The organism is Streptomyces sp. 796.1 (assembly GCF_047525675.1).
Lineage (GTDB): Bacteria > Actinomycetota > Actinomycetes > Streptomycetales > Streptomycetaceae > Streptomyces.
The window spans coordinates 131591-158212 of record NZ_JBLIWA010000014.1 but is presented as its reverse complement, the minus strand read 5'-3'; the positions used below and the strand labels follow the sequence as shown (position 1 = coordinate 158212).

Annotated in this window: 13 protein-coding genes; 5 read left to right on the top strand and 8 right to left on the bottom strand. The window is 72.4% G+C overall.

What is annotated here, in order from left to right:
• The coding region (locus ACMA1D_RS12255; RefSeq protein WP_414723934.1) for a type I polyketide synthase at positions 1 to 6108 on the top strand (6108 nt) is incomplete at its 5' end.
• Positions 6109 to 6124: 16 nt separating this feature from the next.
• Positions 6125 to 11203 carry a type I polyketide synthase gene (locus ACMA1D_RS12250; protein ID WP_414723933.1) on the top strand — a complete coding sequence of 1693 codons (5079 nt, stop codon included), beginning with the start codon at positions 6125 to 6127 and terminating at the stop codon, positions 11201 to 11203.
• A gap of 222 nt (positions 11204 to 11425) precedes the next feature.
• On the opposite strand, the gene ACMA1D_RS12245 is transcribed toward ACMA1D_RS12250, so the two are convergent.
• Positions 11426 to 12391: a phosphotransferase family protein gene (locus ACMA1D_RS12245; RefSeq protein ID WP_414723932.1), complete on the bottom strand. Its 966-nt coding sequence runs from the start codon at positions 12389 to 12391 to the stop codon at positions 11426 to 11428.
• 60 nt (positions 12392 to 12451) lie between these two features.
• Positions 12452 to 13693 (bottom strand): MFS transporter, encoded by a 1242-nt coding sequence (locus ACMA1D_RS12240; protein WP_414723931.1) that lies wholly within the window; start codon positions 13691 to 13693, stop codon positions 12452 to 12454.
• Positions 13694 to 13765: 72 nt separating this feature from the next.
• On the opposite strand from ACMA1D_RS12240, the gene ACMA1D_RS12235 reads away from it, so the two are divergent.
• A complete protein-coding gene (locus tag ACMA1D_RS12235) occupies positions 13766 to 14608 on the top strand; it encodes a LysR family transcriptional regulator (RefSeq protein WP_414723930.1) in 843 nt (280 codons plus the stop codon).
• A gap of 146 nt (positions 14609 to 14754) precedes the next feature.
• Here the strand turns inward: ACMA1D_RS12235 and ACMA1D_RS12230 are convergent, their stop codons facing one another.
• On the bottom strand, positions 14755 to 15603 hold the full coding sequence (locus ACMA1D_RS12230; protein ID WP_414723929.1) for an alpha/beta fold hydrolase: 849 nt from the start codon (positions 15601 to 15603) through the stop codon (positions 14755 to 14757).
• Positions 15604 to 16031: 428 nt separating this feature from the next.
• Between ACMA1D_RS12230 and ACMA1D_RS12225 the strand changes: the two genes are divergently transcribed.
• On the top strand, positions 16032 to 17291 hold the full coding sequence (locus ACMA1D_RS12225; protein WP_414723928.1) for a cytochrome P450: 1260 nt from the start codon (positions 16032 to 16034) through the stop codon (positions 17289 to 17291).
• Positions 17292 to 17579: 288 nt separating this feature from the next.
• On the opposite strand, the gene ACMA1D_RS12220 is transcribed toward ACMA1D_RS12225, so the two are convergent.
• Together ACMA1D_RS12220 and ACMA1D_RS12215 are read right to left on the bottom strand one after the other, a co-directional pair.
• A complete protein-coding gene (locus ACMA1D_RS12220; RefSeq protein ID WP_414723927.1) occupies positions 17580 to 18281 on the bottom strand; it encodes an alpha/beta fold hydrolase in 702 nt (233 codons plus the stop codon).
• A 172-nt stretch (positions 18282 to 18453) separates the two neighbouring features.
• The gene (locus ACMA1D_RS12215; protein WP_414723926.1) at positions 18454 to 19050 is read right to left on the bottom strand and encodes a sigma-70 family RNA polymerase sigma factor; all 597 of its coding nucleotides are present in this window, start codon (positions 19048 to 19050) and stop codon (positions 18454 to 18456) included.
• Positions 19051 to 19125: 75 nt separating this feature from the next.
• Here ACMA1D_RS12215 and ACMA1D_RS12210 point away from each other — a divergent pair, with 75 nt between their 5' ends.
• Positions 19126 to 19983: an alpha/beta fold hydrolase gene (locus ACMA1D_RS12210; RefSeq protein ID WP_414723925.1), complete on the top strand. Its 858-nt coding sequence runs from the start codon at positions 19126 to 19128 to the stop codon at positions 19981 to 19983.
• A gap of 387 nt (positions 19984 to 20370) precedes the next feature.
• On the opposite strand, the gene ACMA1D_RS12205 is transcribed toward ACMA1D_RS12210, so the two are convergent.
• From ACMA1D_RS12205 to ACMA1D_RS12195, 3 genes are all read right to left on the bottom strand, one after another.
• Positions 20371 to 20724 (bottom strand): acyl carrier protein, encoded by a 354-nt coding sequence (locus ACMA1D_RS12205; protein WP_414723924.1) that lies wholly within the window; start codon positions 20722 to 20724, stop codon positions 20371 to 20373.
• Positions 20725 to 20886: 162 nt separating this feature from the next.
• Positions 20887 to 25092: a type I polyketide synthase gene (locus ACMA1D_RS12200; protein ID WP_414723923.1), complete on the bottom strand. Its 4206-nt coding sequence runs from the start codon at positions 25090 to 25092 to the stop codon at positions 20887 to 20889.
• Between the two features lie 61 nt (positions 25093 to 25153).
• Positions 25154 to 26590 (bottom strand): NAD(P)/FAD-dependent oxidoreductase, encoded by a 1437-nt coding sequence (locus ACMA1D_RS12195; RefSeq protein ID WP_414723922.1) that lies wholly within the window; start codon positions 26588 to 26590, stop codon positions 25154 to 25156.
• Positions 26591 to 26622: the final 32 nt, after the last annotated feature.

Here is a 26622-nt window from a genome sequence, read left to right as displayed (position 1 = left end):
TGCTCGTCGTCGCTGGTGGCGATGCATCTGGCGGCCCAGGCACTGCGCCAGGGCGAATGCAACCTGGCCCTGGCGGGCGGAGTCACCGTGATGGCTACGCCGGACGTCTTCACTGGGTTTTCGCGGCAGCGTGGGTTGGCGCCTGATGGTCGGTGTAAGCCGTTTGCGGCGGCGGCTGATGGTACGGGGTGGGGTGAGGGGGTGGGGGTGTTGTTGTTGGAGCGGTTGTCGGATGCGCGGCGGAATGGTCATCGGGTGCATGCGGTGATTCGTGGTTCTGCGGTGAATCAGGATGGTGCGTCGAATGGTTTGACGGCGCCGAATGGTCCGTCGCAGCAGCGGGTGATTCGTCAGGCGTTGGCGAATGCGGGGGTTTCTGCTGGTGAGGTGGATGCGGTGGAGGCGCATGGGACGGGTACGCGGTTGGGTGATCCGATTGAGGCGCAGGCGTTGCTTGCTACGTATGGGCAGGATCGTCCTGTTGATCGGCCTTTGTGGTTGGGTTCGGTGAAGTCGAATATTGGTCATACGCAGGCTGCTGCGGGTGTGGCGGGTGTGATCAAGATGGTGATGGCGATGCGGCATGGGGTGTTGCCGCGGTCGTTGCATATTGATGAGCCGACGCCGCATGTGGATTGGGATTCGGGTGCGGTGGAGTTGTTGCGGGAGGCGGTGGAGTGGCCGGAGGTGGGTCGTCCGCGGCGGGTGGGTGTGTCGTCGTTCGGTGCTTCGGGGACGAATGCGCACATCATTTTGGAGCAGGCTGGGGTAGAGCCTGAGGTGCCGGTGGCGGATGAAGTGGCGGGTGTGGTGCCGTGGGTGTTGTCGGCGCGTACGCCGGAGGCGTTGCGGGGCCAGGCCCAGGCGTTGGTGGAGCGGTTGTCGGACGAGCCTGGGTTGCGTCCGACGGAGGTGGGTTGGTCGCTGCTGACCACTCGTACCCGCTTCGACCACCGTGCTGTTGCTGTGGGTGAGGACCGTGAGTCCTTCCGCACGGCACTCGAAGCACTTGCCGCCGACCAACCCCACCCGGACGTCGTCACCCTGGGCACCACACCTACGGGGGAAGACTCCGGCCCGGTGCTGGTCTTCCCTGGTCAGGGGTCGCAGTGGGTGGGGATGGGCGCGGGGTTGCTCGAAGCCTCACCGGTGTTCGCGGCGCGGGTCGCGGAGTGTGAGCGGGCGCTCGCGCCGTACGTGGACTGGTCGCTCGCCGAGGTGTTGCGCGGTGGTGTAGATGCTGCTGACCTCGGTCGGGTTGATGTGGTGCAGCCGGTCTTGTGGGCGGTGATGGTGTCGCTGGCCACAGTCTGGGCGGACCAGGGCGTGACACCCGCCGCGGTCGTCGGACACAGCCAAGGTGAGATCGCCGCGGCCGTCGTCGCCGGCGCGCTGTCGCTGGAAGACGGTGCGAAGGTCGTCGCCCTGCGCAGCAAGGCGCTCCGCAAGCTGGCAGGTGGCGGCGCGATGGCATCGCTTGCGCTCAGTCAGGACAAGGCAGCCGACTTCCTCACCGGGCTTGGTGAGGCGGCAGCCGGCGCCGGCATCGCAGCAGTCAACGGGCCTGGTTCCACGGTGATTTCGGGCCCGCCTGAGCACGTACAACACGCGGTGACCACGCTGGAAGAGTCCGGTGGTCGGGCGCGGCTGATCGATGTGGACTACGCCTCGCACAGCCCGCAGGTTGATGAGATCGCCGACGAACTGCATGAGGTGCTGGCCGGCATCACGCCCACCACGGCCGATGTGGCGTTCTACTCCACCGTGTCAGCTCAGCGCATCGACACCAGCGAGCTGACCACCGGCTACTGGGTCACCAACCTGCGCGAACAAGTCCGTTTCGCGGATGCCGTACGCGTCCTCCTCGCCGACGGGCACCGGGTCTTCATCGAAGCCAGCACCCACCCCGTCCTCACCGTCGGACTCCAGGAGACCTTCGAAGAGACGGGCATCCAGGCGACGGCCGCCCCCACCCTCCGCCGCGACCAAGGCGGAGTGGACCAGCTCCTGCGCTCCATCGGACTCGCCTACACCGCAGGCGTCACCGTCGACTGGACCCGCTGGTACCCCAGCAACCCCACCCCGCGCGTCGTGGACCTGCCCACCTACGCCTTCCAGCGCGATTCGTACTGGCTGATCACCAACAGCGACATCGGTGACATGGGGGCCGCCGGGTTGCAGCGGGTCGAGCACGCCCTGCTGCCCGCTGCGGTCGAACTCGCCGATGGTGGGCTGCTGTTGACCGGGCGGCTGTCCGTCGGTGGTGGCCGGGGTTGGTTGGCCGACCACGTGGTGGCCGGCTCGGTGCTGTTGCCGGGCGCGGCGCTCGCCGAGTGGGCGCTGCGCGCAGCCGACGAGGCCGGGTGCGCGGGCGTGGACGAACTGGCGCTTCAAGTGCCGCTGGTGCTGCCCGCGTCCGGCGGGCTCCGCATCCAGGTCGTCGTCGGTGCACCCGCCGCCGACGGTTCGCGCGACCTACAGATCCATTCGCGCCCCGACGACGACTCGACCGGGGCCGCCACCTGGGTGTGCCACGCCGAGGGCGTGCTCAGCCCCCCGCAGGACGAGTCGGCGCAGCCGGACGGGCTGGCGGGTGTGTGGCCCCCGGCCGGTGCGGAAGCGATGGAGGTCGCCGGGTTCTACGAGCGGGTGGCGTCGGGCGGGTACGGCTATGGCCCGGCGTTCCAGGGGTTGCGGGCTGCGTGGCGGCTCGGGGACGAGGTGTACGCGGAGGTTGAACTACCCGAGTCGGCGGGGGAGTTGGAGGGCTACGGCATCCACCCGGCCCTGCTCGACGCCGCGCTCCACCCGGCCCTGCTCGCCGACCAGGCCACCGCTGGCACCCCGGCGGAGACCGACCCGGAATCCAACCCGGAGACCGGGGCGCCCCAGGGTGGCACCAGCGCGGATGCCGGTCAGCCGCGGCGGGCGGCCGGCACGGACCGGGTGTGGTTGCCCTTCGCCTGGAACGGCGTCTCCCTGTGGGCCGCCAAGGCGGGCACCGTACGCGTACGCATCCAACCCGGCGACCAGGAGGGTGGCGACGGTGAGCGGGCGCTCCGGCTGACCGTTGCCGACGCGGTCGGGGCGCCGGTCCTCACCGTGGAAGCGGTGGCGATGCGGGCCGCGACCGCGGACCAACTGCACTCCACAGGCGGCCGGGGGGCCGATGGGCTCTTCGCACTCGACTGGACGCCCGTGCCCCTGCTGCCCGGCAGCGGCGCGGACGACCTCGGGGCCGGCGGCTGGGCCGTCCTCGGCCAGGACCCGTTCCACCTCGCCGACCTCGCCGCCCCGAGCGGCGCGGGCCCGCGCCCGTACACCGAGGTGTCCGCCCTGGTCGCGGCCCTTGACGAAGGCGCTGCGGCGCCCGTACTCGCCCTCGCCTGTGTGCCCCCGGCCGATGGCGAGGAACTCGCCGCCGCCGGTCACCGGACCACCCGGCACACGCTGGACCTCGTCCGGGACTGGCTCGCCGAGCCGCGGCTCGTAGAGAGCCGACTGGTCATCGTCACCCACGGCGCGGTCGCCGCAGGCCCGAGCGAGCACGGCGAACTCGACGTCACCGGCGCGGGCGCGTGGGGCCTGGTGCGGAGCGCGGAATCGGAGAACCCCGGCCGGTTCCTGCTCATCGACCTCGACCCGGACACCGCGGCGACGAGCAGCAGCGCCGGTCTGGTCGACGGCGTGCGGCGGGCGGTCGCCGCGGCCGAGACGCAGGTCGCGCTGCGCGGTGGACAACTCCTCGCACCGCGGCTGGTGCGCGGCGGTGCCACCAGCGGCGGGGTCGTCGGCCCCGCCGGGCGGGCCGCCTGGCGCCTGGACACCGACGGCAGCGGCACGCTGGAGAACGTCCGGCCCGTGCCCTGCCCCGAGGTGCTCGAACCGCTGGGTGAAGGACAACTGCGGGTCGCCGTGCACGCGGCCGGCATCAACTTCCGTGACGTGGTCGTCAGCCTGGGCATGGTGCCGGGCCAGACCGGACTCGGCGGCGAGGGCGCCGGCGTCGTCGTGGAAGTCGGCCCCGGTGTCACCCACATCGCCGTCGGCGACCGCGTCCTCGGCGTCTTCGACCGCGCCTTCGGCCCCCTCACCCTCACCGACGCCCGACTCGTCGCCCCCATCCCCGAGGGTTGGAGCTACCAGCAGGCGGCGGCCATCCCCATCGCCTACCTCACCGCCTGGTACGGGCTGGTCGAACTCGGTCGCGTACGAGCCGGCGAATCCGTGCTCATCCACGCCGCGACCGGCGGCGTCGGCACAGCGGCCGTCCAGATCGCCCGCCACCTGGGGGCCGAGGTCTACGCCACGGCCAGCCCCGCCAAACACGCCGTCCTCGCGGACATGGGCATCGACGAGGCACACCGGGCCAACTCCCGCGACCTGGACTTCGAGACGACCGTCAGGGAAGCCACCGGCGGCCGGGGCGTCGACGTCGTCCTCAACAGCCTGACCGGCCCGTTCGTCGACGCCTCACTGCGCCTGCTGGGTGACGGCGGCCGGCTCCTCGAAATGGGCAAGACCGACATCCGCGACGCGGACCAGGTGGCCGCGGCCCACCCGGGCGTCAGCTACCAGGTGTACGACCTGATCACCCACGCTGGCCCGGACCGCATCGGCGACATGCTCGGCACGCTCGGCGAACTCTTCCGACAGGGCACGCTCCAGCCGCCCCCCGTCCGCAGTTGGCCACTCAGCCGCGCCCGGCAGGCACTGCGCCACCTCAGCCAGGCCAAGCACACCGGCAAGCTCGTGCTCGACGTGCCAGGCACCGTCGACGCCGACGGCACCGTACTGATCACCGGTGGCACCGGGACCCTCGGCGGCCACGTCGCCGAACACCTGGCCCGCACCTGGGGCATCCGCCACCTGCTGCTGGTCAGCAGGCGCGGACCGGAGGCCCCCGGCGCGAGTGAACTGCTCGCCCGACTGGCCGAAGCGGGCGCCGCGGCCCAGATCGTCGCGGCCGACGTCACGGACGCCGCGGCCGTTGCCGACCTGGTCGCCTCCGTCGACCCGGCCCACCCGCTGACCGGTGTCATCCACGCAGCAGGCGTACTCGACGACGCCATGGTCACCTCGCAGACGGCGGACCGGCTGGCACCCGTCTGGGAGACCAAGGCCAGCGCCGCCGCCCACCTGCACGCGGCCACGGCAGGACTACGGCTCGGAATGTTCGTCGTGTTCTCCTCAGCGGCGGCCACCCTCGGTAGCCCCGGACAGGCCAACTACGCGGCTGCCAACGCCTTCTGCGACGCACTGGTGGCCCACCGGCGCGCCCACGGACTGCCCGGCGTGTCCATCGCCTGGGGCCTGTGGGCCGACGCCAGCGGCATGACCGGCCACCTGGACACTGCCGACCTGGCCCGAATGAACCGCTCCGGCATCAAGGCGCTCACCAACGACCACGCACTGCGCCTCCTGGACGCCGCCACCCGACACGGCGACGCCCAACTCGCCGCCGTCAACCTGGACCTGCGCACCCTGGCGGGCCAGTCTGCCGACACCCTGCCGGCCCAACTCCGCGCCCTGGTCGCCACCGGCGCCACCCGGCGCGGCGCGGCCACCAACCAGGCCGCGACCAACTGGGCCGGCCAACTCGCCGCCCTCTCCACCGAAGAACAGCACCGCACCCTGCTCCACCTGGTCCGCAGCAACGCGGCGGCCGTACTCGGCCACGCCGACCTGAACGCGGTGCACAGCGACGCCCCGTTCAAGGACCTGGGATTCGACTCGCTGACCGCCGTGGAACTGCGCAACCGGCTCTCCGCAGCCACCGGACTCCGGCTGCCCGCCACCTTCATCTTCAGGTACCCCACGCCCGCGGCCATCGCCGAGGACCTGCGCGAAAAGCTGTGCCCGGCCGCGGCCGACCCGGCGGCGCCGCTCTTCGACGAACTCACCAAGTTCGAGGCGGCCATGGCGCAGTTCACCTCGGACGGCGACGTACGCGGCAAGCTCGCCAAGCGGCTGGAGACGCTGCTGTGGCGGTTGAACGACAACGGCCCCGACGACCAGCCGGACCCGGACGCCGTCGACAGCGACGCGGTGGACGCGGCGTCGGACGACGAGCTGTTCGCCTTCATTGACCGGGAACTGCCTTCTTGATCAGGAGCGAGAACTGATGTCGGACACGGAAGCCAAGCTCCGTCAGTATCTGAAGCGGGTCACGGTCGACCTCGGACAGGCGCGTCAGCGGCTGCGCGAGGTGACGGAACGGTCCCAGGAACCGATCGCCGTCGTCGGCATGGCCTGCCGCTACCCGGGCGGCGTCCGCGGCCCGGAAGACCTGTGGGACCTGGTCGCATCGGACACGGACGCCATCACGGGGTTCCCCACCGACCGCGGCTGGGACCTGGAGGGCCTCTACCACCCGGACCCGGACCACCCCGGGACCAGCTATGTGCGCGACGGCGGGTTCCTGGACGGCGCCGACCGCTTCGACGCCGAGTTCTTCGGGATCAGCCCGCGCGAGGCGCTGGCCATGGACCCCCAGCAGCGGCTGCTGCTTGAGGTCGCCTGGGAGCTCTTCGAACGCGCCGGCCTCGACCCCACCCAGGTCAAGGGCTCGGCCACGGGTGTGTACGCGGGTGTCTCCAGCCAGGACTACCTGTCCCGCACCCCCCACATCCCGGAGGGCTTCGAGGGTTACGCCACCACCGGCAGCCTCACCAGCGTGGTGTCCGGTCGGGTGGCGTACACCTTCGGTCTCGAAGGGCCGGCCGTCACGGTCGACACGGCCTGCTCGTCGTCGCTGGTGGCGATGCACCTGGCGGCCCAGGCACTGCGACAGGGTGAGTGCGAGATGGCCGTCGCCGGCGGTGTCACCTCGCTCACCACACCGACCGCCTACGCCGAGTTCTCCCGGCAGCGGGGGCTCGCGCCCGACGGCCGCTGCAAGTCCTTCGCGGCATCGGCGGACGGCACCGGCTTCTCCGAGGGCGTCGGCCTGATCCTGCTGGAACGCCTCTCGGACGCCCGCCGCAACGGCCACCGCGTGCTGGCCGTCATCCGTGGCTCGGCGATCAACCAGGACGGCGCGTCCAACGGCCTCACCGCCCCCAACGACGTAGCCCAGGAAAGGGTCATCAGGCAGGCCCTGGAGAACGCCCGCCTCGCCCCCGACCAGGTCGACGCCGTGGAGGCGCACGGCACGGGCACCTCGCTCGGCGACCCGATCGAGGCGCAGGCCCTGCTCGCCACCTATGGCCAGGGGCGGCCCGAAGGACGGCCGCTGTGGCTGGGTTCCATCAAGTCCAACATCGGACACACCCAGGCAGCCGCAGGTGTCGGCGGCGTCATCAAGATGATCATGGCGCTCCAGCGCGAGACGCTGCCCATGACCCTGCACGTCGACCAACCCAACCCGCACGTCGACTGGTCGGCAGGGAGCGTACGCCTGCTCACCGAACAGGTCCCCTGGCCCAGCGGCGAGCACCCACGGCGGGCCGGGGTGTCCTCGTTCGGGATCTCGGGGACGAACGCGCACGTCATCGTGGAGGAGGCCCCAGCGGCACCGGCGCCCTCCGAAGCGCCGGATGGCCCCGAGGCGCCGGAGGGCCTTGCGCCGCCGGAGTCCGCGAAGGCGTCCGAGGCAGGAGAGGTGACAGGGACCGAGGCCGGGTCGGCCGAGGAGAGCGGTCGGCCGTTGCCGTGGGTGCTGTCGGCCCGTACGCCCCAGGCGCTACGCGCCCAGGCACAGGCCCTGGCTGACCACCTCACCCGCCACCCCCACCTCTCACCCCTGGACGTGGGCTGGTCCCTGGCCACCACCCGCACCACCTTCGACCACCGCGCACTCATCACCACTACCCACCCCGACGAACTCCCCACCGCACTCAAAGCCCTCGCCACCGACCAACCCCACCCCCACCTCACCACCCCCGACACCACCCCCACCCCCACCGACCACGGCCCCGTACTCGTCTTCCCAGGCCAGGGGTCGCAGTGGGTGGGGATGGGCGCGGGGTTGCTCGAAGCTTCGCCGGTCTTCGCGGCGCGGGTCGCGGAGTGTGAGCGGGCGCTCGCGCCGTACGTGGACTGGTCGCTCGCCGAGGTGTTGCGCGGTGGCGTGGGCGCTGCTGACCTTGGTCGGGTTGATGTGGTGCAGCCGGTCTTGTGGGCGGTGATGGTGTCGCTGGCCGCAGTCTGGGCGGATCAGGGTGTGACACCGGCCGCGGTCGTCGGTCACAGTCAGGGTGAGATCGCCGCGGCCGTCGTCGCCGGCGCGCTGTCGCTGGAAGACGGTGCGAAGGTCGTCGCCCTGCGCAGCAAGGCGCTCCGCAAGCTAGCGGGTGGCGGCGCGATGGCATCGCTTGCGCTCAGTCAGGACAAGGCAGCCGACTTCCTGGCCGGGCTGGGTGAGGCAGCAGCCGGCGCGGGCATCGCAGCAGTCAACGGGCCTGGTTCCACGGTGATTTCGGGCCCGCCTGAGCACGTACAACACGCCGTCACCACTCTGGAAGAGTCCGGCGGCCGGGCACGCCTCATCGACGTGGACTACGCCTCCCACAGCCCGCAGGTTGACGAGATCGCCGACGAACTGCACGAGGTGCTGGCCGGCATCACACCCACCCGCTCCGACATCGCCTTCTACTCCACCGTGACGGCCCAGCGCATCGACACCAGCGAACTGACCACCAGCTACTGGGTCACCAACCTCCGCGAACAAGTCCGCTTCGCAGACGCCGTACGCGTCCTCCTCACCGACGGACACCGGGTCTTCATCGAAGCCAGCACCCACCCCGTCCTCACCGTCGGACTCCAAGAAACCTTCGAAGAGACGGGCATCCACGCCGCCGCCGTCCCCACCCTCCGCCGCGACCAAGGCGGAGTGGACCAGCTCCTACGCTCCATCGGACACGCCTATGCCGCAGGCATCACCATCGACTGGACCCGCTGGTATCCCACCAACCCCACCCCACGCGTCGTGGACCTGCCCACCTACGCCTTCCAAAGCGAACGCTACTGGCTTCCCGACGCGTTGCCCGCGATCGGGGGGCCGGCGGGGAACGAGGAGGAAGCCGGGTTCTGGGCCGCCGTGGAGCAGCAGGACCTGGGCGCGCTCACGGCCGCCCTGCGGCTCGACGGTGGGGCGGAGGACGGTCACGAAGCGGCACGGTCCTCGCTGGGTGTGGTGCTGCCGGTGCTGGCCCAGTGGCGTCGGGCCGGGCGCGAGCGGTCCCAGGTGGACGAGTGGCGGTACCGCATCGCATGGCACCGCCTCAGCCAACTCGTGGAACCGGTGGGAGCGGCCGAACCCTGGCTCCTGGTGTGCCCCGACGCGGGCGCCGATGCATGGGTCGAGCTGTGCACGGAGGCCCTGGGCGCGGCGGGCGGCCAGGTGCGCCGGCTCACCGTGGGGGCGGGGGCCGACCGGGCAGGGTTGGTCGCGGAGTTGCAGGAGGTCTACGCGGACGAGGCCGCCGCACCCACCCGCGTCCTCTCCCTGCTCGGCCTGGACGAGCGCCCGTATCCGGCGCGTACGAGCGTGACGACCGGCGTCGCCGCGACGCTCGCACTGGTGCAAGCCCTGCTGGAAGTCGGCGTCAGCAGCCCGCTGTGGTGCGCCACGCGGGGGGCCGTCGCGGTCTCCGACGCGGAATCCGTCGACGCGCCGGTACAGGCCCAGCTCTGGGGCCTCGGCCGGGTGGCCGCCCTGGAACACCCCGAACTGTGGGGCGGACTCCTCGACCTGCCGGCACGGCCGGAGAGTGCCGATCCCGGCTTGCTCAGCGCGCTGCTCGCCGGGGCCCACGGCGAGGATCAGGTGGCGCTGCGCGACGGCGCGGTGTGGGGCCGGCGGCTGGTGCCCGCCCCACTGGGCGAACGCGCACCGGGGCGGGCGTGGCAGCCGCGCGACGCCGTACTCATCACCGGCACGGCCGAAGGGCCGGCCGGCCACCTCGCCCGCTGGGCGGCCGAAGCCGGCGCGGACCGCGTCCTGCTGCTCGGACCCGACGGCTCAAGCGCCGCCGGAGTCACCGAGCTGACGGCTGAACTCCAAGCTCTGGGCGCTGAGTTGGAGATCATTGACGGTGCGCCGAGCGACCGGGCAGCCGTCGCCCGCCTGGTGGCCGACCTGGCCGAGCGGGGGGCGCGGATCGGTACGGTCATCTCCACCTCGGCCACCGGCGAACTCGCCCCGCTGGCCGAGGTCACCCCGGCCGGGCTCGGCGCGGTGATCGAGGCCAATCTGGTGGACGGCGGTCCGCACCTGGACGAACTGTGCGGGCTCGGGCCCGATGACACGGTGGTGCACTTCTCCACCGTCGCCGCCGCCTGGGGCAGCAAGGACCACGGTGCGTACGCTGCCGCGACTGCCCAACTTGACGCGCTGGCGCAGCAGCGCCGGGCCGCCGGGCACCGGGTGTCGTCGGTGACCTGGGGCCTGTGGGACCTGCCCGGTGCGGCGGGCGACGCGGACACCGACCTCGCCGCGCACACCGACCGGCTGCGGCGACAGGGGCTGGCACCGCTCGATCCGCGGCTCGCGGTGAGCGCACTCGGTACGCTGCTCGACCACGACGATCCGCACCTGGCCGTGGTCGACGTGGCCTGGGACCGCTTCGCGCCCCTGTTCACCATGGCCCGTCCGAGCGCCCTGCTGACCGGGGTGGAGCAGGCCAGGCGCGCGGTCGAGGCGACCAGGGCGACCGACGGGGCCGCGGCGGCCGACGCCGCTTCCGAGCTGCGCGACGCGCTGGTGGCGCTGCCCGCCGAAGACCGCGTCGAGCGCCTGCTCGGGATCGTACGCACCCAGGTGGCGGCCGTGCTGCACTACCCGTCGCCGGACTCCGTCGACCCCGACCGGCCCTTCAAGGAACTCGGGTTCGACTCCATCGCCGCCGTTGAACTACGCAACCGGCTACGCGGCGCACTCGGCCTGACCCTCTCCAGCACGCTGGTCTTCGACTATCCGACGCCCAGTACGCTGGCCGGCCAACTGCTCACCCAACTGCTGCCGGACGACGGGGAGCAGGCACACCCTGCGCTCGGCCACCTCGACGAGCTGGAGGCCGCGCTCGCCGCGCTGCCGGCCGCCGACCCGCGCCGGACCGGGCTGGTCAACCGGCTCCAGGCTCTGCTGTGGAAGTACCCCGCCAAGGTTGCCGACCGGGCCGCGGAGAGCACCGGTGACGAGGACCTTTCCGGTGCCACGGCCGACGAGGTGTTCGCCCTCATCGAGGAGATGGGCTCGTAGCGGCCAGCGCCCACCACCGCGCGCGCCCACCCTGTGCGCGAGTACCACCGTGCGCCCGGCAGCGCAGCCGGCGGGAGTCCGTCTCCTGGCCGGCCGGCGACGCCGGGCGCACGGCGTCGGACGGCGTCGGCGGCCAGCGCCCGGCGCACAACCGGGCGCTGCCAGGGGCCGCCGGGCGCTTCGTGCCAGGTCGGAGGGCGGGCGGCCGGGGCCGTACCGACCTCAGCCCAGCGCGTCCAGCAGGGCCGCGACGTAGGCGTCGAGCCGTTCCGCCACGACCCGATCGGTCAGCTCGGCCCGCCCTGCCTCCCGCCAGGCCCGTGCCACCGGCTGGACCTCCTCCGAAGCCGCCAGCGCGTCCCGCACCTGCCAGTACCGCCGTTCGCCGGTCGCCGCGGCCAGCACCCCGCCGGCTTCCTCGTACGCCGCGGTGAACCGCAGGCCCCACGCCGGGCCGTGTAGCAGCGCCAGCGTGGTCGAGCAGTGCGCCACATCGAGGTCCGCAGGCCCCCAGGAGGCCCCGGCCCAGTCGATGACGCCACTGATCCGGACGCCGGCCGACGGCGCGGGCGGAGTGGGCAGAGAAGGCGGCGCGGGGTGGGTGGGCGGCGCGGACGGGTCGTCCGACACGTCGAACAGGACGTTGCCGGGTTGGAAGTCCCGGTGCAGGAACCGCCCCTCGTACGGTGGCGCGGGCTCGCGGATCACATCGATCGCCGTGGCCCACACCGCCGGGTCGGCGCCCTCCGGAACCACCACCGTGTCGGCGGTCGTCAACGTCGTGTACGTCCGGGGCAGTTCGGCGGGGCGCACCGCGTGGATCGCCACGAGCTGACGGGCCAACAGCGGAACACGCGCCTCCAACCCCTCGTCGCGGAGGACCGTCCGGCCGGCCAGATGGGTCATCAGGAGCGACGGGTACTCGCAGTGCGTCGCGGTCGGATCGACCGCGACCAACTCGGGAGCCGACACGCCAGTCTCCGTGAGGAGGGCCAGGGCGCCGCTCTCGCGGCCGAGCCAGTCCGCGGCGTACTGCACACGGTGCGCGTCGACGAAGCTCCGCAGCACCAGGTGGCGGGTGTCGCCGCGGGGCGTGCTGACGGTCACCCTCCGCACGTCGGCGGTGATGCCACCGTGCAACGTCTCGGCTCCGACGATCCGTTCGCCGCTCCTCAGGTGCCGACTCACCCAGGCCAGGGTGCGCGGTCGGAGGGGCGTCTCCTCATCATGGGCCACCGCTCCACCTGATCATTCGGACGACGGTCCGCGCAAAGCCTTTGTTGCCGGGAGTACGAGGGCTGCCGCGGGGTCTTTCGACGGGCGGGGTTCCCGGTGCGAGGGCCGCCGGGAGAGCAGCCACCCCACCAGCGCTGCGGCGACCCCGGCCAGCCCGGCGACCACGAACCCGCCCGCCGGCTCGGAGGCGTCGACCACCATTCCGGCGAGCGGGGAGCCGAGCGCGAAGCCCGCGCTCTGCGCGGAGGACTGGAGCCCCGTAGCCTCTCCCCGTACACCGGCCGGCGCCAGCCGACTCACCGCGTCCGCCACCGTGGCGAGGGTGGGAGCGGTGAGCAACCCGGTGCCCACCAGGGCCAGGCTGAGCCAGGGCCAGCCATGGGCGAGCCCGACCGGAACCGTCACAAGCCCCAGCAGGCCGAGCAGCAGCCAAGCAGGCAGTGCCAGGGTCGACCCGCCGTAACCCAACCCACCTGCGACGGAGGCCGTGCCGAGGACGGCCACGACCACGGCGGCCCACCGCAACTGCCCCGACTCCGCAAGCACGGCGACGATCGCGAGATCGACGCCGCCGAGCAGCATCGCCGTACCGAAGCCCATCGTCAGTACGGCCACCATGCCGGCGCCCCACCACTCCCGGCGCCGCGGCCGACCACCCGTACCGACAGCGGTCTCGTCCGCCGAGCGTAGCGGTGGATCGAGCCAGGCCACCCCGACCCCACCGGCCACGATCGCGGCGCCGAGCCCCCACACCACCGCGCGCGGCGGCAGCCCGGCCGCACACAGCAGCACCAGCGCCGGGCCCACCACGTACGACAGCTCGCCCTGCACCGACTCGCACGCGAACGCGGTCCGGCGCTGGCCCACCGTCGTCAGCGCGGTGATCGCCTGCCTGGTCACCGACTGGACCGGCACCATCAACAGCCCCGCGACGAAGGCGGCGCCCACCAGATACCGGAAGGGCAGGAACGGCACGCCCCACCAGAACACCGCCTGCGCGACGGAGGTCGCCATCAACACCGTGCGCAGGCCCCGGCGGTCGATCGCCCGGCCGAGCAGCGGACCACCCACCGCCAGCCCCGCGGTCAGGGCGGCGACGACGACGCCGGCCGCCGCATAACCCAGGTGCAGGCCGAACACGACGTACGTCGTCAACGCCAGTGCAACGGCCGTGATCGCCGTACGGGCGAGGAAGGAGACACCCAACAACGCTGCCATCCCGGGCAGGGTGAGCACCTGTCGGTATCCGGTCACCTGCGTGACGCTAGGCCCTCCGGCACGCCATAGGTAGTGGCGAATGTGCAAGGGCTGACATAATCAAACGTTATGGCCAAGGATCTTGAGATCGGGTTGCTGCGGTCCTTCGTCACCGTCGTACGGGCCGGCAGCATCAGCCGCGCGGCGACGACGCTCGGGCACACCCAGCCGGCTCTCAGCCAGCAGGTGCGCAAGTTGGAGAGGGTCGTCGGCCGGCCGCTGCTCCACCGCTCGCCCGCGGGCGTCTCGCTGACCCGGGCGGGCGAGGAACTCCTGCCGTTCGCTGAACGCATCCTCGCGCTCTCCACCCAGGCACTCACCGAAACCGGGCGCACGCTCACCGGCCGCTGCGGCGTCGGGCTGCTCGAAGACCTCATCGCGTCCCGACTCCCACAGGTCCTCGCCGACCTCGCCAGGTTGCACCCCGACGCAACCCTGGAGGTGCTGAGCATGTCCGACGCCGACATGCGCGGGGCCTACGACACGGGCCGCGTCCACCTCGTACTCAACGAGGTGGCGGCCGTTCCTGCGCCGCCGCGCTGGACCGTGCGTCGCCCGCTGGTCTGGGCCGTCGGCCCGGGGGTGGAGGTGGCCGACGACCCGCTGCCCGTGGTGCTGTTCGCCAACACCTGCTCCTGGCGCACCTCGGTGCTGGACGCGTTGGAACGCGCCGGGCGTCCCTGGCGGGTGGCGTTCGAGAGCAACAGCCTGGTCGGCGTGCTCGCCGCGGTACGGGCCGGGCTCGGCGTCGCCGCGCTCCTGCCGGCCAACCTCGACCCGGCCATGGCCCGCCACGACGCCCACGCGCTCCCCACCTTGCCGGACGTCGAACTCGGCCTGGCCAGGCACCCGCGCTCGCTGGGCGACCCGCTCATCGACGCCGTGGAGACCGCGCTGCGCCGCATGCTCTGACCGCTCGTACGAGCCGAGGGGCGCCGGTCGGACTGGCTCCCTCCGGAGCGGGGGAGCGGGCCCGTCGTGCGGCGGGGACACCGGCGGCAGGACGAGTCATCCTCGGCCCGCCGATCGTCAACCCATCCGCCGCCGGTGGGCTCCCGCTACGCCGTCCTGCGGGCCAACTCCAGTAGATCGGCGGCCACTTCGTGAGGGCGCTGCGCATGCAGGTCGTGCTCGGAGTCGGGGTACTCGCGGAAGGTGGCGTGGCGCAACGGCGCGGTGGTGTTCTGGACCCGGGTGCGGATCCGGTTCGCCAACGGGGGCAGCGCGCCCTTGGGAATGGCGAGCATCAGCAGGGTGGGCACGTCGATGTCCGGGTACCAGGGGGCCGGCGGCTCGTCCCAGATGCTGCGCAGGATCGACATGTGCTGGTCGAGTGTCATGCGCTGGGACAGCGAGCCGTCCGGGTGGATGCGCATGGTGGCCACGGCCGCGTCGATCGCCGCCGGCGACCAGTCGGGGTGGATGGTGCGGAAGTAGGCGCTGATGCTCGCCACCGTGGCGCCTTCCAACGCGGCCGGCCGCAGGGCCGCCACGAACGCGTCCCAGGAGGCGAAGGCCGCCGCCGGCTCCAACCAACCGCCGTCAACCAGGGCGAGCGCGGAGACCAGGTGCGGGTTCTCGGCAGTGAAGCGCACCGAGACGTTCCCACCCCACGAATGCCCCGCCACCACCACGCGCTTGAGCCCCAGGAATTCACAGGAGGCCACCAGGTCGGCGACGGCCGTGGGTGTGTCGAAGCCGGTGTCGGGCGTGTCGGACTCGCCGTGGCCCCGCAGGTCCACCGCGTACACCGGATGCCCCGCCGCCGCAAGGTCGTCGGCCACCTCGTCCCACAGCTGGGCGCTGGAGGCCATGCCGTGGACCAGAAGGAACGCCGGGGACGCGGTTCCCGGCCGGTGTCGGAAATGCAATTTCACGTCATCGGTTACGGGCACGGAAAGATCCATGCGGGAAGTCTAACGCGTAAATCCACTGCATTTCGAGCCCCGTTGTCGAAAGCTGGCGGCGCATTAGAGAGGCTTAAGGGCGCCGCGGGATGCTCTTCCATGCTGGACCGCCTCAACGCAGGAGACTTCGCGGCGATGGTGTTGATATCACTTCCCAAAGTCGATGCGGAAAACTCAACCACCGCCCACTCTTCGGTATTTCGTCGTGAATTCTCATCCAGTGCACCAGGTCCTGTTCGCCAGGGTCCATCGGTCAAATCGGTGACGTCGCAGTGCGATTCCTCGCCTGCGGCGCTTTCGCGTTATGCGACCGCGTTCTTCAGGGCTTTGGCGTGCGTGGGCCGTACGCGCCAAGGCCGCGTCCCTTCCCGTGCGGCCCTGCCGTTCCTCCCCGACCACCCCAGTTACCCAGCGTGAAACGAGGCGCCGTGTATCCCCCCGAATCCAGGTTCGACGACGTCGCCAACATCAACCTGACGGATCTGGCCTTCTGGGCGCAGCCGTTCGGTGACCGCGACGCGGCCTTCGCGGCGCTGCGCAAGGCACCCCACCCGGTGCACTTCCGCGAGCCGGCGATGCCCGGATATCCGCATGGGTCCGGCTATTACGCGCTGGTGAACCACGCCGACATCGCCGAGGTCAGCCGTCGCCCGCAGGACTTCCGCTCCACCCCGACCGCCATCAGCATCGTGGATCTCCCGCAGGAGTTCAGCAACTTCTTCGGCTCCATGATCAATATGGACAATCCGCAGCACGCGCGGATGCGGCGGATCGTCTCCCGGGCCTTCGGCCGCGGCATGGCCGCGGAGTTCGAGGTGGCCTCGCAGAAGGCGGCCCGGCAGATCGTGGACGACCTCATAGCGAACGGCCCGGGCGACTTCGTACGACAGGCCGCGGCGATCATGCCGATCGCGGTGCTCAGCGGCATGATGGGCATCCCCAGCAGCGACTACGAATTCATCTACGACCGCTCCAACATCATCGTCGGCACCTTCGACCCGGAGTACGTGCCCCGGCTCGACCAGGCCACCCCGGCGCTGCTGCGCACCTCGCGCGAGCTCGGTGACTACATTTCGGCACTGGCTGCCGACCGGACGAAGAACCCCACCGACGACCTCGTCACGCGGCTGGTGCGGGCCGAGATCGACGGCGAACGGCTGACGCCCGAGGAACTGTCGTCCTTCTTCATCCTGCTGGTCATCGCCGGCATGGAGACCACCCGCAACGCGCTCTCCCGCGGTCTGGTACTGCTCACCGACCACCCCGACCAGCGCGAACTGCTGCTCTCCGACTTCGAGGCCCACGCCCCGCGCGCCGTCGAGGAGATCCTGCGGGTGGCGACACCCATCAACTGGATGCGCCGCACCGCCACCCGCGACTGCGAGGTCAACGGCCACAAGTTCAAGAAGGACGACAAGGTCCTGCTGTTCTACTGGTCGGCCAACCGGGACGAGAAGGTCTTCCCCAACCCCTATGAGTTCGACATCACCCGCGACCCCAACCCGCACATGACCTTCGGCTCGATCGGCCCGCACTTCTGCCTCGGTGCCCACCTGGCCCGGATGGAGGTCACCGTCTTCTTCCGGGAACTCTTCAGCCGGCTGCCGCACATCCGCACCGAGGGTGAGCCCCGCCGTCTCGTGGCGAGCTTCGTGGAAGCCATCAAGCACGTGCAGTGCGTCTTCTGAGCTCCGCACACCCTTCGCCCTGACCTGACGCACTCCACGCAGGACCGCCGGACCACGGGGCCGGGCCGCTGGCCGCGGCGCCGCTTCGGCCTTCCCCAGGCCCCGCGGCGGCCCGCCGCCGCGCCCCGCGCCCACTGCCCTGCTGCGCGACAGGTGCGGCAGCCCGCCCAGCTCACGGGGTGGCCCGCCGCGCCCGGCCTCAGCGACCGGGCCGCCGTACGGATGCGCCCCCGCCCCGGCCTTGGGACCCGTACCGCTGGGACCGCGGCCAGCCCGAGCGCGATCAGGTCACCTGGCGGCCTCGTCGAGCAGCAGCCGGGTCAGGGCGCGCGGTGCGGAGAACATCGGCCAGTGTCCGGTGTCCAGCTCCACCCGCCGCCATGCGCCGCTGGCCAGGGGCTCGACGGCAGCCGGCGGCGGCTCGGGACCGTCCAGCAGGCACTTGAGGTACGTGCCCGGCAGCGCACCGAGCGGGCCAGACAACCGGGCCGGCTCGGTCAGCGAGCCACCCGGATGGGGCGTCGAACCGGACACGATCCAGTCGATCTGCTCCTCGGTCAGCCCCTCACCGACGTAGTCGGCCGCGGTCAGCGGCGGCCACCAGCCACCGGCCTCGGCGATCGCCGCTTCCACGGCCTGCTGCCGGCCACCCGACATGCCGGCGGTGAACGACACCCCGTCCTCGGGCACGTTGGAGTCGACGAACACCACCCGGGCCAGCCGCCCACCGATCAGCTCCGCGGCCTGCCCGACCGGGATGCCCGCGTAACTGTGGCCGACCAGCACGACATCGTGCAGGTCAAGCCGCTCCACCTGGTCGACGATGTCCGCCACGTGCGTCTGCTGCCCGGCCGCGACACCGCGCCTGTCGGCCAGACCCGACAACGTCAACGGATGCGCCCCGTGCCCCGCGGCCCGCAACGCGGGCACCACCTCGCCCCACGCCCACGCCCCGAGCCAAGCCCCTGCGACCAATACGAAATTCGCCATGCCCGCACCGTAGCCGGGGGGCCTGACAACGCGACCGGAGCGCGGCGGCGGGACGGCGCGGCGGGGCCGCGCCGGGCGGACGGGAGACGAGTACGGGCCGGCCGTGGTGGTGGGCTGGCGCGGGGTGCTTGTGGGCGAGGTCGGTAAGGCTGTGCCCGTGGGCGACCGACCGTCAACCCTTGAGGGCGTCGCGCTGGACGCGGTGGGCGACGGTGCGGCGTACCGATGCCGAGTCGCGGGTGGTGATCTTCGGCGGGACGTCAAGGCCACGGCTGATCTCGTCGTACGCGCTCCGAAAGGTGGCGGGCAGCTCCGCCCGGAACACCCTCAGGTCCTCCTCGACGAGACGCCGCAACGCGTCGACGGTCTGCGGCGTGAAGCGTCTCCTCCCGCGGGCGAGCGCGGTGACGCAGCGAGTGCAGTGCGCGGCTTCGGCAAGGACCTCGGAGATTTCCTCGGCGAGGCCCCAGAGCCGGCCTTCGAGCCAGGGGACGTCGCGCTGGCCGAGCGACACGTCCAGCGGAGGCCGCAACCCGTCGGACCTGTGCTTCGCCAACTGCTTGGACACGGCGGGCTGGCTCATGTCCGTGAGCTGGGCGATGCGCTCCTGCGTCCAGCCATAGCCCGCGAAGACCTTGACCATCTCGGCGCGCAGCGTGCGCATCTCCTCACCTGCGCGGATGACCTCGTTCATGTCGGCGAGCAACTGCTCGGCCTGTTCCTCGGTCAGCTTCTCGGGCGTTCGCCGAGGGCTCTCTTCACCTGCCACCACCCGGTTATACACCACGCCGCCCTCGTCATAACCTGGTTGTAATGCCAGGTCGTGGCTGGCAATATCCGCCCCATGGCGACCTACTCCGCGTTCTGCGCGTCAGACGGAACCCGGCTCTCGTACCGCGTGATCGGCGCCGGCGAGCCGGTCCTCTGCATCCCGGGCGGTCCCGCGGACTCCGGCTACCTCGGGGACCTCGGTGGTCTGTCCGCGCACCGCCGGTTGATCGTCCTGGACCTTCGCGGCACCGGCCGGTCCGCGATTCCCCAGGACGCCTCCACCTACCGCTGCGACCGGCTGGTCGACGACGTCGAGGCACTACGCATCCACCTCGATCTGCCGCGGGTCGACGTCCTCGGGCACTCCGCCGGTACCAACACGGCGACGCAGTACGCGGCCCGGCACCCGGAGCGGGTCGGCAAGCTCACCCTCGTCGGACCCAGCCCCCGAGCCGTCGGCCTGGCGGTCACGGCAGAGGCGCGGCGCGCGGTCGCGCAGCTCAGGAAGGACGAGCCCTGGTTCCCGGCGGCGTTCGCCGCCCTCAAGGCGATCGCCGACGGCACGGGCGAGGACTGGGAGGCCGTCGCCCCCTTCTTCTGGGGCCGATGGGACGCCGCGGCGCGCCAGCACCACGCGGCCAGCCGTCCGAGCAACCCGGAAGCCGTCGCCCAGTTCGCCGCCGAGGGCGCCTTCACCCCGAAGGACACGCGTGCGGCACTCGCCTCCTGTGCGGCGCCCGTCCTGCTGCTGACGGGAGAGTTCGACGTCAACAGCCCGCCGGCGGTCGCGGCCGAGTTCGCGAAGGTCTTCCCCGACGCCGCCCTCGTGGTGCAGCCGGCAGCCGGCCACTACCCGTGGCTCGACGACCCCGAACAGTTCGTGGCGGCCACGACGGACTTCCTCGGCGGGCGCCCCCGCTCCCAGCCCTGAGCCCGCTCCCACCCCTGAGTGGATCCGACCCACGGGGCGCCAGCATGAAGGCCCCGGACGCCCCGCGGCCCACCGCTTGGCAGCGACCGGATCTCGCAGCTCCCCGCGCGGGGGTACGGCTTCGCGTGCAGGGGTACGCCGCCGCGCGCGCCCGACGCCGCGGATGTACGGCGACACAGGTGCATACGGCGGCACCGGCGTACGGCGACACGGACGGACGACAGGCCCGACGCGGGACAAGTTGGATCTGAGCTGCGACAGGCCAGGCATACGCAGCGCCGCACCAGGTCGTGGCGTGCTCCTGGTGCGGCGCGTGGTGCGGCCTTCGGCCGGCTCCGGGGCGGCTGGTGACCGCCTTGGGCGCGAGCCATGGCTCCGCCCGTCCGGCTATTCCGTGGTGCTGCCGGCAGCCGCGGCCTCACCGCTGGCCACCGCCGCGTACGCCTCGGCGAGGTAGTTGCCGAGTGCGGCCGGGGTCGGGTACTCCAGGATCGCGACGAGCGGGATCTCCACGTCCGTCAGCGTCATCAGGTTGCGGGTCAGCTCCAGCGCGGTGAGCGAAGTGAGCCCGTTCTCAAGGAAGTTGCTGTCGTCCTCGATGACGGTGGGGGAGAGGATGCCCGCCAACTGGGCGCGTACCGTCTCCCGCAAAATCGCCTCGCGCTCCTCCGGCGAGGCGCTGGCGAGCTGCTTCTGCAACTCGGTGCCGTCGAGGTTGACCTCGCTGTTGTCCGTCTGCATCACTTTCTCCCGTCTGGTTGGGGCTTCGGGACGTGGCCGCCGGCGTCGCCGACGGGGGTGGCCGTCCCCAAGAACTCGTGTGCCGGGCCGTGACCGGCCCAAGGGGGTGCCAAACCGGCCGCCGTCGCACGACGGGCCGGCCCAGCGGTGCGCAGCCGCCGGTCACGACGGCGTACGGGCGGGGGCCGCGGCCGACCCGGGCACCGGCTGTCGCCGCAGCTCAGGAAGGTCCGCGAAGAGCTGCCGGACGCCCAGCTCGGGCGCGTGCGCGGCGACCCAGCCCCAATCGACGTCGGCGACCACCAGCGCCGCCGGCCGCGCCGTGACCGCCTGCCACAGCGCGGCGCCCACCGCGGCCTCGGGCAGCGCCGCCACACCGTTGCCGCGCAACTGCTTGCCGGCGCCCGAGGCCGGATTCGGTTCGTCCACCGGACCCCAGCACACCGAGACCGCGGGCACACCCTGCGCCCGGTACTGCTGGGCGAGCGCGTTCAGATACGCGTGCGCGGGCGCCTGGTTGCCCAGGCCGGGGCCGGTGAACACACCCGCGATCGACGAACACAGCACCACGGCCGGCAGTTCGTGCTCACGGCCGACGGCGCACAGGTGCGCCGCAGCGGCCACGGCCCCTGGCCACTCGCCCACCAGGCGGTCGGCGTCCAGCGGGCCGGCCTCCTGCGGGAGGTCGCTGGCCAGGTGCACCACCGCGGTCAGCGGGGCGTCGGCGGGCACCGCGGCGACCACCCGGGCGACCTCCGCCGCCTCGGCCAGGTCCGCGACCACGGCCGACACCCGGCCACCGGCCGACCCGGCCCGCGCGCCAAGCTCGGACACCCACGTGCCATCCGGTGCGGTGGCGTCCACCAGCAGGACGTGGGCGGCACCCGCATCCACCGCCCAGCGGGCCGCGTACCGGCCGGCGGCGGTGGCGGCCCCGCTGATCAGCACCGTGCCCCGGAGCGCCGCGTCGTCCGTCTCAGGGGCAGCAGGCACCTGGCGCACCAGCCGGCGGGCGAAGGCGCTGTCGGACCGCAACGCCACCTCGCTCTCGTCGAGTTCGGCCAGCAGCGCGCCGGCCAGCCGGCGCCCGGCCCGGTCGTCGAACCGCACGGGCAGGTCGACCACGCCGCCCCACGCCCGCTGCCGCTCCGCCGCCAGCGCCCCGGCAAGACCCCACAGGCCGGCCTGTGCCGGATGGGCCGGCGGATCGCCGGCGTCCACCTGGACCGCGCCCCGCGTCAACACCCACAGCGGCGCCGCGACCTGCGCCCGCTCCAGTGCGTCAGCCAGTACGACCGTCGGGGCCACGGCCTGACCCGGCCCGCCCGGGCCCAAGCCGTCAGCGGACGGCGCCGGTCCCTGCCCGACCAGGGCCAACAACGACACCACACCCGCCAGCGGCTGCCCGGCGGCGGCCCGCGCCACCTGCTCGGACCACTGCGCGCCGGTGGCGCCGGTCAACTCCACGTCCAGCGGCACCACATCGGCGCCCCGGCCGACCAGCGCACCGCGCACCGCCGCGACCAACCCGCCGGCCGGCCCGCCCTGCCCCTCCGGCTGCCGCGCGGAGTCCTCATCCGCCGGCTGCTGCTGCGCGGCGACCACCAGCCACCGCCCGGACAGCCGCGGGTCCACCGCGTCGGCCACGGCCCGCCAACCCACCCGGTACTGCCACTGCTGGCGCCGGCGCCAGGCCGCCAGGGCCGGCAACGCCTGCTGGAGCAGGGCGCGTTCGTCTCCGGTCACGCCGAGCGCACGGGCCAGTGCGGCCGGATCTGCCTGGTCGACGGCGCCCCAGAACGCCGTGTCGGCCGGCGTCCAGGCCGCCGGGGCACCGGCCGCCGGCTCGTCCTCAAGCCAGTAGCGCCGCCGCTGGAAGGCGTACGTCGGCAGCGGTACGGTCCGCGGCGCCGGCCCGCCGGTGAACACGGCGGGCCAGTCCACGGCCCGGCCCGACAGGTGCAACCGGGCCAGCGAATGCAGCAGCGCCCGCACCTCGGGCCGCTCCGGAGCCAGCGCACCCACTACCAGCGGTACGCCCACGGCCTCCACCAGCGCGGGTTCCCACAGCGGCTCGGGCCCGAGGTCCACCAGGGCGCCCGCCCCGGTCAGCACCTCGGCCAGGCCGTCCGCGGCCCCCGCCGCACCCCGCGTGCTCCGGCCGATCCAGTGGTCGGCGGTGCCGACCGCATCGGTGACCGCCTCGCCGGTACGCGCACAGAGCACCGTGATGGTGGCCTGCCGGTAGTCGAGACCGGCCGCGGTCTGCCGCACTCGCTGCGGGCCCTCGGCGTCGGCGATGACCAGCGCACAGGCGTCGGCCACCGTCAGTGCGCCGGCCACCTGCGCGGCGGCGATCTCCCCGGCACCCGTGCCGACGACCGCGTCCGGCGTGCTGCCGAGCGCCAGCAGCAACCTGGCCAGCGCGAGGTGCAGGGCACAGCGCGCGGCCCTGGCGTACCCGGCGGACTCCAACAGGCGCGCACTGCCGGGCGCCGAGCCGAACGCCACCTCGCGCAGCGGTCGCTCCAGCCAGGTGTCGAAGGCCGCGCACGCCTCGTCGAAGGCCGTGGCGAAGGCTGGGAACCGCTCGTACAACTCCGCGCCCAGTCCAGGACGCCACCCATCGGTGGAGCCGAACGCCCACACCACCGTGCCCGCGCCGGTCGCCCGCGCCCCGGGCCGCAGCGCCTCGGGGCCGGCCACCGTTGGGTGCGCCCGACCGGCAGCGAGCGCCGCAAGCCCCGCCAACAACTCCTCGCGGTCCGCGCCGATCACCACGGCCTGCTGCTCGAACGCCGTACGCGTCGTCGCCAGGGACCAGCCGACGTCGCCGGGGCTGAGGTCGTCGACCGCGCCCAGGTGCGCCACGAGCGCCCTGGCCTGCCCGGCCAACGCCTGCTCCGTACGGGCGGAGACCAGCAGCGGCACCACCCCGCCGGCCGTGGCGGCCGGCCGCGCCGGGGCGTCCGTGGCGGGCTGCGCCGGCGGCTGCTCCAGGATCAGGTGCGCATTGGTGCCGCTGGCGCTGAAGGAAGAGACCGCGGCCCGCAGCGGACGCTCCCGCTGTGGCCACGCGGTCGCCTCGGTCACCAGCCGCACCGCGCCCGTACGCCAGGCCACCAGCCGGGTCGGCCGGTCCACGTGCAGCGACGGCGGCAGCGTACGGTGCCGCATCGCCGCCACCATCTTGATCACACTGGCGATGCCGGCCGCGGCCTGGGTGTGACCGATGTTGGACTTTATGCAGCCGAGCAGCAGCGGATCGTCGGCCGGCCGGTCCTTGCCGTAGGTGGACAGCAGTGCCTGCGACTCGATCGAGTCACCGAAGGCCGTACCGGTGCCGTGCGCCTCCACCACGTCCACGTCCGCCGGCGTCAGCCGGGCACTGGCCAGCGCGTCCCTGATCAACTGCTGCTGTGCCGGGCCGTTGGGCGCCGCCATGCCCGTACTGGCACCGTCCTGGTTGATCGCCGAGCCACGGATCACGGCCAGCACCTGGTGCCCGTTGCGCTGGGCGTCCGAAAGCCGCTCCAACAGGACCAGGCCCACCCCCTCGGAGTACACCATCCCGTCGGCGGCGTCCGCGAACGACTTGCAGCGCGCATCGGGCGCCAACTGCCTCTGACTGGAAGCGACTTGGAAGGCGCTCGCGGTGTAGTTGATCGCGGCGCCACCGGCCAGCGCGAGCGAACACTCGCCCTGCCGCAGCGCCCGGGCCGCCAGGTGCATCGCCACCAGCGAGGACGAACAAGCGGTGTCGAGCGAGACCGCCGCGCCCTGCAACCCCAGGGTGTAGGCGATGCGGCCGGCGGACAGGCTGGCCGCATTGCCGTTGCCGACGTAGCCGAGCAACCCTTCGGGGATCTCCGTCAGCCGGGACGCGTAGTCGTGGTACATCACACCCGAATACACGCTGGTCGCCGACGCACGCAGGGTGTGCGGCGCGATGCCCGCACTCTCCACCGCCTCCCAGGCCACCTCAAGCAGCAGCCGCTGCTGCGGCTCCATCGCCGGCGCTTCGCGGTCACTGATGTCGAAGAACCCGGCGTCGAAGTGGGCCGCGTCGTGGACGAAGCCACCCGCCCGCACGTACGAGGTGCCGTGGTGCTCGGGATCGGGGTGGTACAGGTTCTCCAGGTCCCAGCCGCGGTCGGTGGGGAAGCTGGTGATGGCGTCCCGTTCGTCGGCCACCAGGTCCCACAGTTGCCCGGGCGTGCGCACGCCGCCGGGGAAGCGGCAGGCCATCCCGACGATGGCGATCGGCTCCTGCCGCTGCTCCTGGAGCTCGCGCACCTGCTGCCGGGTCTGATGGAGCTCGGCCGTAGTCCACTTGAGGTAGTCGACGAGCTTTTCTTCGTTCGTCATGGAAAGAGCGGGCCTTTCTCGCCTAGGCCGTCGATGCGGACCGGACCGAGTGCTGTACGGGTCAGCCGGTGACGCCCTTGACGCCCGCCAGGCTCTCCGGGCTGAGCTGCACCAGGGACAGCTCGTCAGGGGTCAGGGGCGGCGCCGTCAACTCCGGCAACAGCCGGTCCTGGTGCATCAACGACAGGAAGCGATTGGAGGCCAGCTCCGACTGCGGCGCCGACAGGCTGATGACGTCGGTGACCACGTCGCACACCCCGGCGGACCTGATGGCCCGGTCGGCGATCAGGTCGGAGAAGCGCTGCCGCGCCGTCGCCCCACCCGTGAGCCGCGGGTCCTTGGCGTTCATGCGGCAGCCCACGTACTCCACGTCCTTGGACGCCGCCATGATCCACGGGTCGTCCACCGACGCGCTGATCGCCGCCTGGATGCGCCGCGCCGTGCCCGCGCCCTCACCACCGGCGGCGAGCTGCTCGTCCAGCGCCGCGGCGGCCCGGGCGGCGGTGCTCATGCCGTGCCCGTAGATCGGGTTGAACGCGGCCAGCGCGTCCCCGAGCACCACGAGCCCCTCCGGCCACTGCGCCAGCCGCTCCGGGTACAGCCGCCGATTGGCACCCACCCGGGAGACGGCCACCGACGTCAGCGGCTCGACCGAACTGATCAGGTCGGCGACCAGCGGGTGCCGCAGCGTGCGCGCGTACGGCAAGAACTCCTCGTCCGACGTCGGCAGCCCCGCGCCCCGGGTGCAGGACAGCGTCACCATCCAGGTGCCGTCCTCCTGTGGATACACCACACCGAAACGGCCCGGCTCGCGCACCCGGTGGTCGGCGGCGACGTTGATCGCCGGGAAACCGTCGGTCGCACCGGGCGGCGCCTGGTAGATACGGGTCGCGTACGCGATGCCCGCGTCGACGACGTCCTCCTCGATCGGCGGCAGGTCGAGCGCCGACAGCCAGTGCCGCAGCCGCGAACCACGCCCCGAAGCGTCCACCACCAGGTCGGCGCCGAGCGTCTCGGTCACCCCGCTGTCCACGTCCCGCACCCGCACCCCGCTGATCCGGCTGCCGTCGCCGACCAGGTCCAGGATCTCCGTACGCTGACGCACCGTGATCCGGCCGCCGGCCAGGATCTCGTCCCGCACGTTCCAGTCCAGGAACGGACGGGTGCACATGATGGCGTACTGCCGGGGCGGGAAGCGGTGCTGCCAGCCGTGCGAGGTCAACGTCACCAGGTCCTGGTGGAAGTTGACCTTGCGCGCACCGGCCTTCAACAGCCGCTCGATCACGCCCGGCAACAACGCGTCGATGATCCGCGCACCGCTGGACCAGAGCACGTGCACGTGCCGGCCCTGCGGCGAACCCTTGCGGTGCCGCGGCCCGTCGGGCAGCACGTCGCGCTCCACGACGGTCACGGTCTCCGCATGGCGGGCCAGCACGTGGGCAGCCAGCATTCCGGCCCAACCGCCGCCCAGAACGATTCCATGTTTCGGTGTGGTCATGGTGATGCTTTCGTCCCTTCCCCGAGACGGCC